This window comes from Bacillus cereus group sp. N8 (genome assembly GCF_016483685.1).
GTDB classification, from domain to species: domain Bacteria; phylum Bacillota; class Bacilli; order Bacillales; family Bacillaceae_G; genus Bacillus_A; species Bacillus_A proteolyticus.
Genome location: NZ_JAEHBK010000019.1, coordinates 38,223 through 55,417, shown reverse-complemented (window position 1 = coordinate 55,417; position 17,195 = coordinate 38,223). Strand labels below are relative to the sequence as shown.

The window sequence follows — 17,195 nt, the reverse complement described above, 5'->3', positions numbered from 1 at the left end:
TTTTGTTATACTAAAAGTAGTATAGAAAAAGGGAGCGAATAATTTGGAAGAGAAAAAGCTAAAAAGAATTCTTGAATATGTATGGATCGCCGTTGTGCTCCTTGTAGGATATTATTTATTAAAAGATAAAAGTATATGGGTTCTATTTCTAATGACATTTTTATTAGCGGGATTAGGAACGCTATTTATTAACTTTTTCTTTGATAGTGTAAACGCGTGGAGAAAGAAAAAGAAAGAGACGAAGTAAGGGAGAATAAAGTGAAACTTTAATCAGTGGGAGTCTTACTGACCGGCAAATAGCGGAATAAGTATACAAAAGTTGATCGGTATATTTTTCGTTTTACAATCGTTAATGAAAATAGCTCGCCTTTATTATAGGCGAGCTATTTTTTTATGCTTCTTTTGTCTCATCATTTGTTTTTTTAGTAGCTAAATGACTATGTTTTCTAGAGTAGAAGAAGTAGACGCATAAACCGACTATAAGCCAAACTGCAAAGCTGATCCATGTTGTTTTGGACAAATTAAACATTAAATATAAACAACAAAGAATAGCGACAATCGGTAATACAGGTACGAGTGGTGTGCGGAAGCCACGTTTTAAATCAGGATGGGTTTTTCGTAAAATAAGTACAGCAAAGCAAACGAATGTGAAGGCTGTTAACGTACCGATGTTTACTAAATTCGCTAGTAAATGTAGGTCTAAAAGTCCTGCTAATAAAGCTGCAAATACCCCAGTAATCCATGTGTTTAGTAAAGGGATTTTCACTTTTTTATTTACGCGTGATAACGCTTTTGGGAGTAAGCCGTCTCGGCTCATCGCATAAGAAACACGAACTTGTCCATACATAACGACTAAAAGAACGGTTGTCATTCCTGTCATCGCACCAACTGCAAGCAGCCCCGCAATTGTATCTTCACCAACGAAATGTAGTGCAAATGCAACTGGATCAGAAACGTCTAATTGCGTATAAGGAACCATGCCTGTTAAAACGAAAGATACGATCATGTATAAAACTGTACAAATAAGAAGGGAACCGATAATGCCAATTGGTAAATCACGCTGCGGTTTTTTCGTTTCTTCTGCCGCGGTTGCGATTGCATCAAAACCTAAAAAGGCGAAGAAGACAGTGGCAGCTCCAGTAATAATACCGTCGTACCCGAATGGAATGAACGGTGTCCAATTTTCAGGCTTTACATATTTTGCACCTGCTACGATAAAGGCGATAATAACTGCTAATTTTATAAGGACCATAATATTATTAATGCGTGCGCTTTCGCGTATACCAAAACTTAAAAGCCCAGTAATGAGAAGTAAAATACAAACAGCGGGTAAATCAATGAGACCACCTTTCCCTGTACCAGGGGCCGAGGAAATAATGGTGGGAAGGTGTATATTGAATCCTTGAAGCAATGATTGTAAGTATCCAGACCAGCCAACAGCTACTGCTGCAACAGCGAGTAAATATTCGAGCATTAAACACCAACCAACGATAAAGGCGACAACTTCTCCGACAGTCATATATGCATAAGTGTAAACACTGCCTGAGACTGGTATAGAAGAAGCGAATTCGGCATAACAAAAGGCTACACAAGCACAAGTAAATGCAGCAATAAGGAATGATAGCATAATACCAGGGCCAGAATGTTTCGCCGCTACGATGCCTGTTAATACAAAAATCCCTGTCCCAATTACGGCGCCGATTCCTAAAAACGTTAAATCGAGTGCCGTTAATGTTCGATCTAGCTGCCTTGGTGATTCAGTACTAAGCGCTTTTTTTCGTAATAATGACTTCACTTTGGACTCTCCTCCTTTAGTTTTCATCTCCATAACTGCGAATATAGTACGAGCCCATTGGAAAAGAGTATGTAAGTGAATGAAGATACAGTTATGGTATGTAGTTTTTTAAAATTTCTGGGTTAATCTTATTATAATTCAGAATATTTTGTCAAATAAAATTTTAACAAATAAAAAGCCGGTTGTAAGGAGAAACTATGTGCAGAAATAGATGCAGGTTAACAAAAAGATTTACTTTATATAGTAGGAGAAGATGCTATGTTATTTTATTTTGAACTTGTTGTCATTTTACTTTGTACGAAATTAGCTGGTGATATTAGCGTTAGGCTTGGCCAGCCTTCTGTACTTGGTAAGTTAATCGTTGGTATTATTATCGGTCCTGCTGTGCTTGGTATTATTAATAGCTCAGAACTTATTGATGAGCTTAGCGAGATTGGTGTTTTGCTACTTATGTTTATGGCGGGACTCGAAACAGATTTAGAAGAGTTAAATCGGAATTTAAAAGCTTCCTTTGCAGTAGCGGCTGGTGGAATTATTTTCCCTTTCATTGGTGGATATGTAACGGGACTGCTTTTTGGATTGATGCAATCCCACGCTATTTTTTTAGGATTATTACTTTGCGCAACATCGGTTAGTATTACGGTGCAAACGTTACGTGATTTAGGGAAGATGAATACGAGAGAAAGTACAACGATTTTAGGAGCGGCTGTATTTGATGATGTGATAGTCGTTATATTATTAGCGTTTGTAATGAGCTTTTTAGGAACGCAAGATGTGAAGATAACACTTGTTATTGCAAAGAAAATTATTTTCTTTGTAAGTATTGTTTTTATCGCATGGAAAGTAGTTCCGTGGATTATGAAAATGCTCGTACCACTTCGCGTGTCGGAAGCGTTAATTAGTGCGGCTCTTATTATTTGTTTCTCTTTTTCATATTACAGTGAAATGATGGGAATCGCAGGTATTATTGGAGCATTTGCAGCAGGAATTGCGATTTCTCAAACCGAGTATAAACATGAAGTGGAACATAAAATTGAACCGATTGCGTATGCGATATTTGTACCAGTTTTCTTCGTAAGTATTGGGATGGAAATTACATTTCAAGGTATCGGAAGCCAACTTTGGTTCATTATCATTATGACGCTCATCGCAATTTTCACAAAGCTAATTGGATCAGGTTTAGGAGCAAGATTAACAGGATTCAATTTACAATCTTCTATTAGTATTGGTGCAGGAATGGTATCGCGCGGAGAAGTAGCGCTTATCATCGCAGCAAATGGACTTACGGCGAATTTATTAGCGAAAGAAAATTTCACAGCGATTGTTATTGTTGTTATATTAACGACGATTATTACACCACCACTTTTAAAGAAGTATTTTGTATAGGAAGAAAGGGCTTATCTGATGTAGGTAAGCTCTTTTTTTATTAGAAAAAGCAATAGTCATATAGCGTGAATAGGTTGTAATTATGGTAAAATCTACGTATATGATAAGGCGAGGAGAAAAATAGGTGAAGATTACGAGGGGAAAAGTTATAGGTGTAGTTACACTTCTTTTATTGTGCATGCCATTTATTGTAGGAAAAGAATCAAAGGTGAAAGATTTTCCGGTTTCTATGTTTTCTTCTCACGTGGAAGGTCGTTATCCACAAGAATATAAATACACTGCATTTTTACCAGACTTTGCAGTTTGGATAAAAGGATGGGAAAAGAAGTGGACAGAAGGGGAAAGAACCGTTTATCAAAAAGGGAATCGCACTGTAAATGTGTTCCATCCTCCTGGTGATGATGGCTATTATCTCTATGAAGAAGGAGAAAATGCGAAATGAAAAGCAACCGTAAGAAGTGGAGGTTAAATAGTGAAAGCTTCAACATTACTATTTAAAATTGAAAATAATATGAATCAATTTTCACCAGCTGAAAAGAAGGTTGCCATGTACATAATGGAGAATGCAGAGATTGTTCCGAACTTAACTACGAAAGAAGTGTCAACGAATGCAGGCGCAAGTGAGGCGAGTGTTGTTCGCTTTTGTAAGTCGATTGGGATTGGGAGCTTTAAAGCATTTAAAATCGCGCTCGTTCGTGAATTAACGATTGCTGATTATAATATTAATGATTTTTCAGTGATGAATACGGAAGATGGACCGTACGATTTGTTTAATAAAGTTACATATGTGAATAAAGCTGCAATTGAGGCGAGCGTTACGGCGATAGATAAGAAGGAACTTGAGAGAGCTGCAGATCGTATTGTAAATGCGGATAAAGTTATATTTTACGGAGTAGGTGGGTCAGCTACACCGGCGATGGACGGAGCTTATAAATTTACTAGACTTGGATTTACTGCGATGATGCTATCTGATTTTCATATGATGTTGCCGCTTGTGACGAATTTAAAAGAGGGCGATATATTTGTGGCGATTTCAACATCGGGTCGTACGAAAGATGTACTTGAAATGGCGCAATATGCGAAGAAGCGAGGAGCTACAGTTATTGCGATTACAAAGCTAGATCAATCATCTCCTTTATATAAAGCGGCAGATATTCGCCTTTGTATGCCGGATGTAGAGCAAGACCATCGCATTGCAAGTATTGCTTCACGAATGACGCAGCTAAATATAATTGATGCTTTATATGTTATTACTTTTAACCGTATTGGTAATAATGTGATAGATCAATTTATGGAGACGAGAGAAGAGGCTTTGCGGTTACGGAAGTTAAAGTGAAAAGATGGGGCAACCCATCTTTTTTGTGTGGCTGGACATAAATTCGTCATGAAAAGAAAGAAAATTTCATAAAATAAGAAAGTAATATTGATTTTAAATTTCTTAAAGTTATAATAAAAATGTGAAATTAAATTTCGAAGAAGGTGACAATATGTTAGAAAATTTATCTACAGAACATCGCAATGAGAAGACGATGAATTTAGATGAGATGAGCATAAAAGAAGTGTTACAAAGTATGAATCAAGAAGATCGAACTGTTGCGTTAGCAGTTGAAAATGAAATAGAAGAAATTGAGAAGGTTGTACAAATTGTTATTAAGTCTTTTGAAGAAGCTGGACGGTTAATTTATATTGGGGCTGGTACGAGTGGTCGTTTAGGTATTTTAGACGCAGTGGAATGTCCCCCGACATTTGGAACAGATGACAAAATGGTGCAAGGATTTATAGCAGGTGGATTGAAAGCGTTTACTAAAGCGGTGGAAGGTGCCGAAGATCGGGAAGAGTTAGCAGAAGAAGATTTAAAAAGTATTGGATTAAATGAGAAAGACACGGTCATTGGAATTGCAGCAAGTGGTAGAACACCTTATGTAATTGGCGGATTGAAATATGCAAGTAGTGTGGGAGCGAGTACAGCGAGTATTTCTTGTAATAAAAATGCTGAAATAAGTAAATATGCAAAACTAAATGTGGAAGTAGAAACAGGCGCAGAAATATTAACAGGCTCAACACGTTTGAAGGCTGGCACAGCGCAAAAACTAGTACTGAATATGATTTCTACAGCGTCTATGATTGGTGTAGGAAAAGTGTATAAAAACTTAATGGTAGATGTTCAGTCTACAAATGAAAAATTGGTAGAACGTTCAAAACGAATTATTGTGGAAGCGACAGGCGCTAGTTATGAAGTAGCTACAGAGTATTATGAGAAAGCAGAACGTAATGTGAAAGCAGCAATCGTTATGATATTACTACAGTGTGAATATGGGGAAGCACTAGAAAAATTAAAAGCGGCGAAAGGATTTGTGAAGAAGGCACTTTAAACTATGGGGAGGGGGATTCTATTATGAAGAAAGAAGAGATAATGGCCAGTAGGATTACGGAGCAGCTTGGGGGAGTAAAAAATATTCGTGGCATTGCTCATTGTATGACGAGGTTACGACTAACGCTTCATGATGAAAGTAAAGTGAACATGGATCTTTTGAAAAAGGTTGAAGGCGTTATGGGCGTGATTGAAGATGAAACACTTCAAGTTGTCGTTGGTCCAGGAACGGTAAATAAAGTAGCGGCTGAAATGGAAGTTTTAACAGGACTCAGAATTGGTGAAGTGGCAGATCATCACCTTGAAGATCTTGGGCAAGAGATGAAGTCAGAGATTAAGAAGAAAAATAATACACCAGTGAAAAACTTTTTACGCAAAATAGGAAGTATTTTCATTCCGTTAATTCCGGGGCTTGTTGCGTCAGGTATTATAAACGGGGTCGCTAACTTTGCGAAAAACGCAGGTGCTGATCCGAATGCAACGTGGCTACAAATGTTACTACTTATTGGCGGCGGTATCTTTACATTCTTAGGCATTTTAGTCGGTTGGAATACAGCGAAAGAATTTGGCGGGACACCAGTTCTTGGAGCAATTGCTGGTATTTTAATTTTTAACCCGGCAATGGCGAATGTAAAATTATTCGGTGAAGCGCTAGTACCCGGGCGGGGGGGATTATTTGCAGTTATTTTTGCAGCATGGCTTATGGTTGTAGTTGAAAGACAAGTTCGAAAAGCAGTGCCAAATGCAGTTGATATTATCGTGACACCGCTCATTACTGTGTTAGTGGTGAGTATCGTAACGATGTTAGCAATTCAACCGGTAGCTGGTTTCTTATCTGAAGGAATTACAAGCGGAATTAATGCGATTTTAAATATTGGCGGAGCGTTTGCTGGAGCTGTGCTTGCCGGAACATTTTTACCTCTCGTTATGGTCGGCTTGCATCACGGTTTAACACCGATTCATATGGAATTTATTAATCAAACTCACGTAACGCCTTTATTACCAGTATTGGCAATGGCAGGTGCTGGGCAAGTAGGAGCGGCGATTGCGATTTTTGTGAAAACAAAAAACAAACGACTTCGTAATGTAATTAAAGGTGCATTACCAGTTGGTTTTTTAGGAATTGGCGAACCGTTATTATACGGGGTTACATTACCACTGGGGAAACCGTTTCTTACTGCTTGTCTAGGAGCCGCTGTTGGTGGTGCATTCCAAGCAGTTATGAAAACAGCAGCACTCGGAATCGGTGTATCAGGATTATCATTAATTCCGTTAATTGCCGATAATAAATATTTATTATATTTCCTTGGATTAGTAGTTGCATATACGTTCGGATTCATCTTTACGTACTTCTTCGGATTCAAAGAAGAAATGGCAGAAAACATATAGAGAAAGGGATTCCTTTCTCTTTTTCTATTCATAGAAAGGGAGATTCATATGATAGGAGTTTCAATTTATCTTTCAAAAGAACGAGTAACGAAACAAGAAGAGTGGCTAAAAGTAGCGAAGCAAAACGGGTTTTCATCTATTTTTACATCACTCCATATACCAGAGGATGATCCTGGTACATATAAAGAGTTGATTCAAATACTTGGGAAGCAGGCTCTTGAAAATGAAATGGAATTAATGGTCGATGTTTCTCCAAAATCGCTACACCATTTAGGAATGACGTACGAAAATATGGAAGAGTTAGTAGAGTGGGGCATTACTGGTTTACGAATGGATTATGGCATCACACCGAAAGAAATTGCACACGTATCTCATAAAATGAAAGTAGCTTTGAATGCGAGTACGATTACAGAATCATTTTGGAGAGAGTTACTTACGGAAAATATCCGAGTAGATCGTGTAGAAGCGTGGCATAATTTTTACCCGCGTCCAGAAACAGGACTAGCAAAGTCATTTTTACAAAAACAAAATAAGTATTTACATGAGTGCGGAATAAAAACGATGGCATTTATTCCGGGAGATGGTGAAAAACGCGGTCCATTATATGAAGGTTTACCGACATTAGAAAAACACCGCTATATGCGGCCGCTTGAAGCGTATTTAGAACTTGTGCAAGAGTGTGACGTCGATAAAGTGCTAATTGGGGATATAAGCGGGAGCATAGAAAGTGTACAAGAAATCGCAATTGCGAGTAATGGAATTATTCCAGTGAGATATCAATCATTTATAAATGATAGCGACACTGTACAACTGTTAGAACGAGTGCATACGAACCGGCTTGATCCAGCTCGTGATGTCATTCGCTCTGTAGAATCGCGCGAAGAAAATAAAGTTGTATTACAACCAATGAATACAATCTCAAGAAAGAAAGGCAGCATTACAATTGATAATGAATTGTACGGTAGATATGCTGGTGAAATGCAAATTGTTATAAATGATTTACTTGAAGATGAGAAAGTGAACGTTGTCGGAATGGTTATGGAAGAGGACGTGTCTTTATTGCCGTATATTGATGCTGGAAAAAAGTTTCAACTTTTTCTGTGTGATAGAGTAAAAGCTTGAATTAGAGCTATTTTGTAAAAGACATTATTCGTAAAACGGATAATGTTTTTTGTTTTCTTTAAAAAAAGCATTTGACGAATGAAAAGAAATACCGTATTGTTTTGTCTTGTGAATAAATGTTCACCATAACAAAACAAAAGGGAGAGTTCAAAATGAATCAATATATTGGGAATTTAATTATTCGTATCGTGTTAGGAGTTACGTTCTTTGCACACGGTTTAGCAAAGTTTCAATCAGGTATAGATAACGTGGCAGGATGGTTTACAAGCATCGGTTTACCAGGTGTTCTTGCGTATGGCGTAGCGACAGTTGAATTAGTAGGTGGTATATTATTAATTATCGGTTTAGGTGTCCGATACGTAGGATTGTTATTCGCTCTTATTTTAGCTGGAGCTATCGTAAAGGTAAATGGAGCAGCAGGATTATTAGGAGATGGAAAGAATCCAGGATATGAATTAGATCTTGCATTATTATCAATGGGTGCGTACTTATTCGTTGTAAAAGCAGAAGGATATGTAGATCGTTTCTTAAAAGAGAAAGTAATGAAAACGAAGTAAATTTTATTTATAAATTGTTGACTTAAAGAGTTATTGTAACTATAATAGTTACAATAACTGAATTAAGAATAAAATAATTTGAATATTTCTTTACACAAGATGTAACTAATTTAGTTACATCTTGTGTAAAGAATAAATAAACGAGGGAGGAAGTACTATGCCTAAATCAAATTTAGAAATTATTCGAAGCACATATGAGGGATCAGCTTCTTCGAATGCAAAACATTTAGCGGAAGCCCTCTCCGAAAAAGTAGAATGGACAGAGGCAGAAGGTTTTCCTTATGGCGGAACGTATATAGGTGTAGAAGCTATAATGGAAAATGTATTTAGCCGTCTAGGATCAGAGTGGAATAATTATAAAGCGAGTGTAAATACGTACCATGAAGTAAACGAAAAAGATGTAATTATTGCTGAAGGTGTTTATTCAGGGGTTTATAAAGAAACGGGAAAATCATTTGAAGCAGAATTCGTTCATGTATGGCAGGTTGAAAATGGAAAAATCGTAAAATTTAAGCAATATGTGGATAGTTATATTGTGCGAGAAGCGATGAAGGTTTAAAATGAAATAAGGAAACAAATGGAATCGGCTGTGTGCAGGCGATTCCATTTGTTTATGTGATTATTAGGGGAATGGGGAATACATAATATGAAAAAATGGATTATAGGGACAATTACAATGATTGTAATTGCGATAGGAGCTGTATTCGGTGGTACGAAACTTCTTAATTATATAGAAGAAGAGGAGAAGAGTCTGAAAGCACAAAATGTAACGGGGCAACAAGGGAAGAAAGAAAAGGAAGCGAAGCAACAAGCTAGTGAAGATGAAATTATTTCTACAATGCATAGGATGGTACATCAAAAAGTGAAGTCCTCTGAAAAATGGGGATTTATTGAAATGACAAATAAGGAAATTCGTAGTGCGAAGGAAGCAGTAGAAAGCAGTACAAATTTCAAATATAAATCAAAGCTACTTTCTACGTTGGAGCGCTGGGAGAAAGGCGATTTTTCACAAACGGTTGAGGAGCATAACTTTTTGTGGGAAATTCAAGGTGGTGATACTGGAAAAGCAACAGAACGTTTATCGCCAGAAGAAGAAAAGCAGTATGTGAAAGAAATGAAAGGTAAATAAAAACATCGCCACTTTGGTGGCGATGTTTGTTTGATTAAGAATGTTTTCGCATTAAAGCTCTAGTTGGCTGAACAGTAACAGTTTTGAAATGGGAAAATAAATAACATCCTGTAACGACGATAATTGTACCGAAAATTTGAATCCATGTTAGTTCTTCTCCAAGGAAAATAAATGCTAAAATCGCTGTAAAAATGGGATTGAAGTTTAGAAAAATACCTGATGTTGTAGCTCCTAATTTTTTTACGCCAATATTCCAAAACACCATACAAAGAACTGTAGAAATAATTCCTGTATATAAAAGTGATGTAATGAAAGAAGAATTAATATTGGAAACAGTGAAGCTACCTATGTTAAATGGCAGTAATAAAATAACGCCGAAAATACCAGAATATAATGTTGCCATGAGTGGTGTAGTTGTTTTTGTAGCCCATTTACTGCAAACAGAATAGATTCCCCAAATACAAACTGCCGCCATCATCCATAAATCTCCGCTATTAAAATGTAGTGAAAATAAAAGTGAGAAATCACCTTTTAATAAGACAAGAACCACACCGAAGAATGAAAGAATCATGGATAAAATTTGAAGAGTATTTACTTTTTCTTTTAGAAATAACACAGAAAATAATGCGATGGAAATCGCGTTTAATGTAGAAATAAGACCTACATTTGTAGCAGATGTTTTTTCTAATGCTAAAAATTGAAAGATGTTAAAGAGGGCGACCCCTGAAATTCCCATCAGTATTAACGGAAGTATTGCAGCGCGCGGCGGAATAATTTTCTTTTCTTTAAACCATACCATCGGTAATAAACAAACAATCGCAATCATCCATCTTAAATTTGTCAGTGTCATTGGTGATGCATGATCAACGAGCGATTTCCCAACGACGAAATTTCCTCCCCATAGTAAGCTCGTTAATAATAGTAAAAAGACGTAAAAATAAGGCATGTTAAAATCCCCTTTGTTGTAATCAATATGAATTGTAAATAATTTTAGCATTTTTCTTTATTTTGTAATATATTCTTTTGTATAATGGTTAAAAATCGATAAAATATTTTGTTTGGTTTATGTTTTGGAGAAAATTATTTAGTTTCGTTTGAATTAAGGTATGTTTTTTCGAATAATCATCGGTAAGAAAAAAGGGGGAATTATAATGGAGTCATCTGTTATTAAAGTGTTAGATGATTTAGATGTACAAATTTTAGATATATTGCAGAAGGAATCACAAGTAAGTAATGCAGAGCTTGCACGACGCGTTAATTTATCAGCGGCTGCGATGCATGCACGCATAAAAAGATTGGATGGGGAAGGTTTTATTGATAAGCAAGTAGCAATTTTAAATCAAGAAAAGCTTGGTTTTGATTTACTATGCTTCATTTTTATGAGTACAAATATTCATCAATCAGATAAGCTGGAAGTGTTGGAAAAAGAATTAGAAGCGATGCCAGAAGTGTTAGAATGTCACTGTTTAACAGGAGAGTATGATTATTTATTGAAGGTTGCAAATCGTGATCGTAAAGAACTGGAGCAGTTTATTAGAAAGTTGAACAAGCTTGGTATTACACGGATACAGACGAGTTTAGCGCTTCGTGAAATTAAATATTCGACGGTATTGCCGATACGAAATGAGGAACCGAGCATCGATTAGATTGCTTGGTTTTTTGTTTGTGTAATATTCAGGAAAGTGATTGACGGGGAGAAAAGAGAGATGTATTATTATATAAAATTATGAATTAAAATTCATTAGAAGTTATAAATATTAATACCAGAGGCAAGGGGATATAATATGAAAATTTTTAATGCGGTCACAAGTGATGTGCAAGAAATTTATAATCTCATTGAAATTTACGCAAAAGAGGGAGTTGTTTTACCGCGTTCTCTTTTGTCTCTCTATCAATATTTGCAATGTTTATATGTTATGAAAGAAGACGGGAAAATTGTTGGAGTTGCTGGATTGCATGTATTAGGGGAAGACCTTGCAGAAGTACGATCTTTAGTCGTTTCGCATACATATGCAGGGAAAGGGATAGGGCGCATGCTCGTAAATCATGTGATGGAGGAAGCTACGAAAATAAATGTGAAAAGAGTGATTTCCTTAACGTATGAAACAATATTTTTTCAAAAGTGTGGATTTGATTTTGTAAATAAAGAAGCATTGCCAGAGAAAGTGTGGATTGATTGCAGACATTGTCCAAAGGTTGATTATTGTGATGAGGTGGCGATGGTTCGGTATGTTGGGTGAAAATTTTATAGAGAAAAAGAGCCCACTATTATGTAAATAATAGTGGGCATCTATATTTCAATAAGAAATGAGAGTGTTATTAAGAATTTGAATTCGTTTGTCTCACGGCAAAATTATAAAGTGGATCTCTAAGTTCATAGTTATACGTAAAACCGTCGACAATCCCTACAACTTTATCGTTATCATAAAGGTCGAGCATAAATTGTGCCATTTGTTTTGCAGTGTGGAATTTCGGTACAACATTATCGTATTGAAATTCATCAATATCAAATGAGCGTTTCGCAAATTCTGTTTCAGTTGCAGCAGGGGCTAAAACTTTTGCTTGCAGTTTTGCGCCTTGTTCTTTCAGTTCGTGGGACAGTCCTTCTGTAAATGCACTTACATAGAATTTCGTAGCACAATACGTAACAGCATTAGCCACAATCGTATATCCACCGCCCGATGAAACGTTAATAAGCTGTGTTCCATCAACCATTGAATAATCTCGAACGAAAAGGGAAGATAGTATTGTTAGTGCTTCTATATTTAGATGCAACATCTTTTCTATTTTATTTAAATTTTGTTCAGCAATTGAGGCGAAATTACCAAAGCCTGCGTTGTTAATCCACGTTTCAATTTGAAAAGTTTGTAGGCTTTCATAAAGTTTATAAACATTTTCAGTGACGGATAAATCAGTTCTTCGAATGACAACATCCAACTCTGGATGGATTTCGTTAATTTTTAATTTTAATCCGTCTAATTCTTCTTGTCTTCGAGCTACAAGTATTAAATTTTTTCCGCGAGATGCAAAGGCTAAAGCCGATTCATAGCCAATTCCGGAACTAGCACCAGTAATAACAGTATATTTCATATAAAATCCCCCTAAGTTCAAATTAATTTAGTATGGTTAGATTTTATTTGTTAGAGTATACTCTAAGTCAAATGTTTTTTATAAAGCAGTCAAATATATGATGGTAAATGGCATGTGGAGGGAGTATGAGTATGTACACAATTAGCGAGGTAGCGAAATTATTAGGAGTGAGCACACATACATTACGTTATTATGAAAAAGAGAACATATTAATTGCAAACCGCGATACAAATGGGAATCGACTGTATGAAGAATCGCATATAAAGTGGTTGCAGTTTGTAATGAAATTAAAACAAACGCAAATGCCGATAGCGAAAATAAGAGAATACGCTAGATTATATTTAGAAGGGGAGCATACAACAGAAGCTCGTTTACAACTGTTAGAAGATCATAGGAAATCTATTCAAACTCAAAGAGAAAACTTAGTAATTACAGAGAAGATGCTCGAAAATAAAATTATTGCATACAAAGACTCGTTGAAAAATAAATAGATTAAAAAATACTCTGTTCCTTGTTACGTGATGAAAAATGGATCTGATCTATGGGTATTTCACCATAGTGTGCCGACAAATAAAAAAGAGCAGTTAGCAAAAGCTAACTACTCTATTTAAGGGATCTCCAAGGGGGAATGGAGAAAATATTATGTTACTCTTATTATTAACAGATTATTTGGAAATATACAGGTGAAAATGAATTTTTTTCCTCAATGTATTTCGTTTCGTTTTTTATTATGCTGCTGTCCATATTCAGTATGAAAATTTACAGTTGACATATTGTGAATTATTCACATACAATATTAATGAATGACATTCAGTCATTTTAACTTTTGAAAGGGTGCTGATAATATATTTTTGGATGCATGCAAGAAGGTTAGGGGAGACGAGAATTCATTGATTAAGGATGTTAAAAGTACATTAAATAATTTTTGAATTTAGTTAACTATGTAACGAAATAAATGATAAATGAGGATGATAGTTGTTTTATATAGTAGTGATTGAAGAGTATATTTTTTTAAAACGAAAATGACTGATAGTCAGTCATAAGAGGTGGTAAGTATGAAAAATAAAGCTTGGTTATATGTGATATTAACATGTATCTTTGAAATATTTTGGGTGTTTGGTTTTAATACAGCTTACACTTGGTGGCATTGGGTCATTATTGTAGGAGTTATTGCTGTTGATTTTCATTTTCTTTCTAAAGCGTGCGAACATATTGCAACAGGGACTGTATATGCTGTGTTTGCCGGAGCTGGTACGGTAGGTACTTTCCTAATGGATGTATTCCTTTTCGGCGGCAGTTTCAGTGTAGGAAAACTATTCTTTATCGTGATGGTCGTAGCAGGCGTTATCAGTTTAAAACTGGCTGATAATAAAGAAGAAACCGCGGAAGAAATTGTGAAAGGAGCTGCTTAAAAATGGGTTGGATTTTCGTATTTTGTGCCGCAGTTAGTGAAATAGTCGGTGTGATAGGCCTTAAAATGTATAGTAAAGATAAGACGTTAGCAAATGGAGCGATTTATATAGGTGGATTTGCAACTTCCTTCGCATTCTTATACACTTCTTTCTTGTTCTTACAAGTAAGTGTGGCTTATGCGGTTTGGATTGGCATTGGAACAGCAGGCGCAGTTTTATTAAATATGTTTCTGTTTGGTGAATCGAAAAGTAAGGCGCGTTTGATTAGCGTAGCTCTTATTGTATGTGGAGTTACGGGATTAAAGGCCCTTTCATAGGAAAAGGATATTAAAGTTAAATCTCCTAACGATCTGTTGGGGGATTTTTATTATGAAAAGTGCACGATGATTGACAGTACAGCTAGTTATTCTATAAAATGAGTGACAGTCATTCAATACGCGTGTGAAAGGGTTCAGATGATGAATAAAAAAGAAAAAATTGTCTATGCAGCTATTGACGTGTTTCAGGAAAAGGGCGTTGAAAAAACGAAGATTTCTGATATCGTGAAATTGGCTGGCATTGCACAAGGAACTTTCTATTTATATTTTCCTTCTAAGTTATCTGTTATGCCTGCAATAGCAGAAGTGATGGTTGAGAAGATGATACTTGCAGTGAAAGAAAAAGTACAGAACGATGCACCTTTTTCAAGTAAAGTTGAGCAAGTAATAGATGCAGTGTTTAACTTTATAGCTGAATATCGTGAAATACAAGCGTTAATGTATGCGGGTCTTGCATCTACTGAACATATAAAAGAATGGGAAGCTGTGTATGAGCCTCTTTATATGTGGCTAAGCGAATTTTTAAGCGAGGCAAAAGAAGCTGGTGAAATTCGTGATTCGGTTCACGCAGAGCGAGCGGCCAAGTTATTTATTGCTCTTGTTGAATCAGCAGCGGAACAAGTGTATTTATACGATCACAAAGATGATGAGCAAGTGGGCTTGCAAAAGGCAGAAGTACTAGATTTTTTAACACATGCATTACATATAAAGAAATAGTAAGATGAACCTGTCTGAAAAGGTAGGTTCATTTCTGCGGGAAACTGAATGATAGTCATTCACTCTGTATTTATATATGTGTGGAAGGGTAGAGTGAAATTCTAATGAGTGGGGGCATCTTCACTCATTATTAGCCCACAAATAGCAGGATAAAGAAAAAGCTTCTTGGGCATTATTTTTTGAGAGGAACTTACGGGAAGAGGTGTTAAAAATTGAAGAAACCGATAAAAGAACAAAAGATGGTATTGATCATTCTTTTGAGTAATATATTTATCGCTTTTTTAGGGATTGGATTAATCATTCCGGTTATGCCGTCCTTTATGAATGATATGGGTTTAACAGGGAAGACGATGGGTTATCTCGTTGCAGTGTTTGCAATGGCTCAGCTTATTGCTTCACCTATTACGGGGCGCTGGGTCGACCTTTACGGTAGGAAGAAAATGATAATCATTGGATTATTTATTTTTGGTGTTTCAGAGCTTCTTTTCGGATTAGGAACAGATGTATGGATGCTCTATGCAGCGAGGGTGTTAGGTGGAATTAGTGCTGCGTTTATTATGCCTGGTGTTACGGCATATGTTGCTGATATTACATCTATTAAGGAACGTCCAAAGGCGATGGGATATCTTTCAGCGGCTATTAGTACCGGATTTATTATAGGGCCTGGAATCGGTGGGTTTATTGCAGAATACGGTATACGTGTACCGTTCTTTGTGGCAGCAGTGATTGCTTTTGTCGCATGCGTGATTTCTATATTTATTTTGAAAGAGCCGTTAACGAAAGAAGAACTTGCAGAGATTTCCGCTAATACGAAAGAATCAAGTTTTATCGGGGATTTAAAGAAATCATTAAATCCAATGTATGCAATCGCATTTATTATTGTATTTGTACTCGCATTTGGATTATCAGCATATGAAACTGTGTTTAGCCTGTTCTCTGATCATAAATTTGGTTTCACGCCGAAAGATATTGCGGCAATTATTACGATTAGCTCCATCTTTGGGGTAGTTGTGCAAGTATTTATGTTTGGCAAGTTGGTCGACATGTTCGGTGAAAAAGTATTAATTCAAATATGTTTAATTGTAGGTGCAGTATTAGCATTCGTCTCAACTGTAGTTTTTAATTATTGGATTGTACTTCTCGTTACTTGCTTTATTTTCCTAGCATTTGATTTACTTCGTCCAGCTTTAACGACGTTTTTATCAAAAGCAGCCGGAAAAGAGCAAGGATTCGTTGCTGGTATGAACTCGACTTATACGAGTTTAGGAAATATCGCAGGACCAGCGATGGGCGGAATATTATTTGATATGAATATTCATTATCCATATGCATTTTCAGGAGTTGTTTTAATAGTTGGTCTCGGCATTACATTTATGTGGAGAGAGAAACAGCTAGCTGAAAGCTTTGCGAAGTAATAAAACCCCTTACGACGGTAAGGGGTTTTTGTTTTATAAACTTAATCCAAACCGCTTTAATTCAATAAAAATCCCCTCTAATTGCTTTCCTTTATCCGTTAAAGTGTACTCTACACGAGGCGGAACTTCTGGATATACTTTTCTTGTTATAATCCCTTGTGCTTCCAATTCTTTTAGGCGAAGAGATAATGTTTTCGGACTAATCCCGTCCATTGATTTTTGTAAATCACTAAAGCGTAATGTTCCTTCGATAAGAAGGTCGCGAATAATTAAAAACGTCCATTTTGTACTAATTACGTCAAGTGTTTTAGCGATAGGACAAGGTATGCCTGGTAAACCTTTCGTTAATTCAACTGGATCTATATTGTTCATGGAACTAGCCTCCATAAAATTTTTTTGGATGAATTTGCTTTATAGTATCACAAAACTATACTTTTGGTAACTATATGAAAAAAATATCACTACTTCCATAAAGGAAGTTAATGCATATACAAT

The 17,195-nt window shown here is 36.1% G+C and carries 21 protein-coding genes; 17 read left to right on the top strand and 4 right to left on the bottom strand.

All coding sequences use genetic code 11. The annotated features are described in order from the left end of the window. The first annotated feature begins 43 nt into the window (after positions 1–43). Complete coding sequence (locus tag JDS80_RS22190; protein ID WP_000391508.1) at positions 44–247, top strand: hypothetical protein; 204 nt, start codon at positions 44–46, stop codon at positions 245–247. Between the two features lie 144 nt (positions 248–391). On the opposite strand, the gene JDS80_RS22185 is transcribed toward JDS80_RS22190, so the two are convergent. Continuing rightward, positions 392–1,795, bottom strand: a complete 1,404-nt coding sequence (locus tag JDS80_RS22185) for a branched-chain amino acid transporter BcaP (RefSeq protein WP_346011392.1) — start codon at positions 1,793–1,795, stop codon at positions 392–394. Between the two features lie 258 nt (positions 1,796–2,053). On the opposite strand from JDS80_RS22185, the gene JDS80_RS22180 reads away from it, so the two are divergent. From JDS80_RS22180 to JDS80_RS22140, 9 genes are all read left to right on the top strand, one after another. Continuing rightward, positions 2,054–3,181 carry a cation:proton antiporter gene (locus JDS80_RS22180; RefSeq protein ID WP_199639981.1) on the top strand — a complete coding sequence of 376 codons (1,128 nt, stop codon included), beginning with the start codon at positions 2,054–2,056 and terminating at the stop codon, positions 3,179–3,181. A 124-nt stretch (positions 3,182–3,305) separates the two neighbouring features. Then, positions 3,306–3,623 carry an outer surface protein gene (locus JDS80_RS22175; protein ID WP_071771149.1) on the top strand — a complete coding sequence of 106 codons (318 nt, stop codon included), beginning with the start codon at positions 3,306–3,308 and terminating at the stop codon, positions 3,621–3,623. Between the two features lie 30 nt (positions 3,624–3,653). Beyond that, positions 3,654–4,517 carry an SIS domain-containing protein gene (locus JDS80_RS22170; RefSeq protein ID WP_199639980.1) on the top strand — a complete coding sequence of 288 codons (864 nt, stop codon included), beginning with the start codon at positions 3,654–3,656 and terminating at the stop codon, positions 4,515–4,517. 151 nt (positions 4,518–4,668) lie between these two features. Next, positions 4,669–5,553: an N-acetylmuramic acid 6-phosphate etherase gene (gene murQ / locus JDS80_RS22165; protein WP_071771147.1), complete on the top strand. Its 885-nt coding sequence runs from the start codon at positions 4,669–4,671 to the stop codon at positions 5,551–5,553. Between the two features lie 23 nt (positions 5,554–5,576). Beyond that, positions 5,577–6,941, top strand: coding sequence for a PTS transporter subunit EIIC (locus JDS80_RS22160; protein ID WP_071747833.1), 1,365 nt, complete (start codon positions 5,577–5,579; stop codon positions 6,939–6,941). 48 nt (positions 6,942–6,989) lie between these two features. After that, a complete protein-coding gene (locus JDS80_RS22155) occupies positions 6,990–8,063 on the top strand; it encodes a DUF871 domain-containing protein (RefSeq protein WP_199639979.1) in 1,074 nt (357 codons plus the stop codon). Between the two features lie 152 nt (positions 8,064–8,215). Beyond that, positions 8,216–8,620 carry a DoxX family protein gene (locus tag JDS80_RS22150; protein ID WP_071771145.1) on the top strand — a complete coding sequence of 135 codons (405 nt, stop codon included), beginning with the start codon at positions 8,216–8,218 and terminating at the stop codon, positions 8,618–8,620. Positions 8,621–8,777: 157 nt separating this feature from the next. Next, positions 8,778–9,179 carry a nuclear transport factor 2 family protein gene (locus JDS80_RS22145; RefSeq protein ID WP_071771144.1) on the top strand — a complete coding sequence of 134 codons (402 nt, stop codon included), beginning with the start codon at positions 8,778–8,780 and terminating at the stop codon, positions 9,177–9,179. A gap of 87 nt (positions 9,180–9,266) precedes the next feature. Next, positions 9,267–9,749, top strand: a complete 483-nt coding sequence (locus tag JDS80_RS22140; RefSeq protein ID WP_199639978.1) for a PRK06770 family protein — start codon at positions 9,267–9,269, stop codon at positions 9,747–9,749. Between the two features lie 34 nt (positions 9,750–9,783). On the opposite strand, the gene JDS80_RS22135 is transcribed toward JDS80_RS22140, so the two are convergent. After that, positions 9,784–10,695, bottom strand: coding sequence for a DMT family transporter (locus tag JDS80_RS22135; RefSeq protein WP_199639977.1), 912 nt, complete (start codon positions 10,693–10,695; stop codon positions 9,784–9,786). Positions 10,696–10,900: 205 nt separating this feature from the next. Here JDS80_RS22135 and JDS80_RS22130 point away from each other — a divergent pair, with 205 nt between their 5' ends. Then, a complete protein-coding gene (locus JDS80_RS22130; protein ID WP_199639976.1) occupies positions 10,901–11,395 on the top strand; it encodes an Lrp/AsnC family transcriptional regulator in 495 nt (164 codons plus the stop codon). 138 nt (positions 11,396–11,533) lie between these two features. Continuing rightward, positions 11,534–11,989 carry an N-acetyltransferase gene (locus JDS80_RS22125; RefSeq protein ID WP_199639975.1) on the top strand — a complete coding sequence of 152 codons (456 nt, stop codon included), beginning with the start codon at positions 11,534–11,536 and terminating at the stop codon, positions 11,987–11,989. Between the two features lie 79 nt (positions 11,990–12,068). Here the strand turns inward: JDS80_RS22125 and JDS80_RS22120 are convergent, their stop codons facing one another. Further along, a complete protein-coding gene (locus JDS80_RS22120) occupies positions 12,069–12,839 on the bottom strand; it encodes an SDR family NAD(P)-dependent oxidoreductase (RefSeq protein WP_199639974.1) in 771 nt (256 codons plus the stop codon). A gap of 131 nt (positions 12,840–12,970) precedes the next feature. On the opposite strand from JDS80_RS22120, the gene JDS80_RS22115 reads away from it, so the two are divergent. The 5 genes from JDS80_RS22115 (at position 12,971) to JDS80_RS22095 (ending at position 16,700) form a co-directional block, all read left to right on the top strand. Continuing rightward, a complete protein-coding gene (locus JDS80_RS22115; RefSeq protein ID WP_071771139.1) occupies positions 12,971–13,330 on the top strand; it encodes a MerR family transcriptional regulator in 360 nt (119 codons plus the stop codon). Between the two features lie 564 nt (positions 13,331–13,894). Continuing rightward, the gene (locus JDS80_RS22110; protein ID WP_199639973.1) at positions 13,895–14,251 is read left to right on the top strand and encodes a DMT family transporter; all 357 of its coding nucleotides are present in this window, start codon (positions 13,895–13,897) and stop codon (positions 14,249–14,251) included. A gap of 2 nt (positions 14,252–14,253) precedes the next feature. Further along, positions 14,254–14,568 carry a DMT family transporter gene (locus JDS80_RS22105; RefSeq protein ID WP_199639972.1) on the top strand — a complete coding sequence of 105 codons (315 nt, stop codon included), beginning with the start codon at positions 14,254–14,256 and terminating at the stop codon, positions 14,566–14,568. 138 nt (positions 14,569–14,706) lie between these two features. Further along, positions 14,707–15,285, top strand: a complete 579-nt coding sequence (locus JDS80_RS22100) for a TetR/AcrR family transcriptional regulator (RefSeq protein WP_199639971.1) — start codon at positions 14,707–14,709, stop codon at positions 15,283–15,285. 212 nt (positions 15,286–15,497) lie between these two features. Next, positions 15,498–16,700, top strand: coding sequence for an MFS transporter (locus tag JDS80_RS22095; RefSeq protein WP_071771136.1), 1,203 nt, complete (start codon positions 15,498–15,500; stop codon positions 16,698–16,700). Between the two features lie 33 nt (positions 16,701–16,733). Here JDS80_RS22095 and JDS80_RS22090 read toward each other — a convergent pair whose 3' ends face one another. Continuing rightward, positions 16,734–17,072: a winged helix-turn-helix transcriptional regulator gene (locus tag JDS80_RS22090; RefSeq protein ID WP_063223780.1), complete on the bottom strand. Its 339-nt coding sequence runs from the start codon at positions 17,070–17,072 to the stop codon at positions 16,734–16,736. Positions 17,073–17,195: the final 123 nt, after the last annotated feature.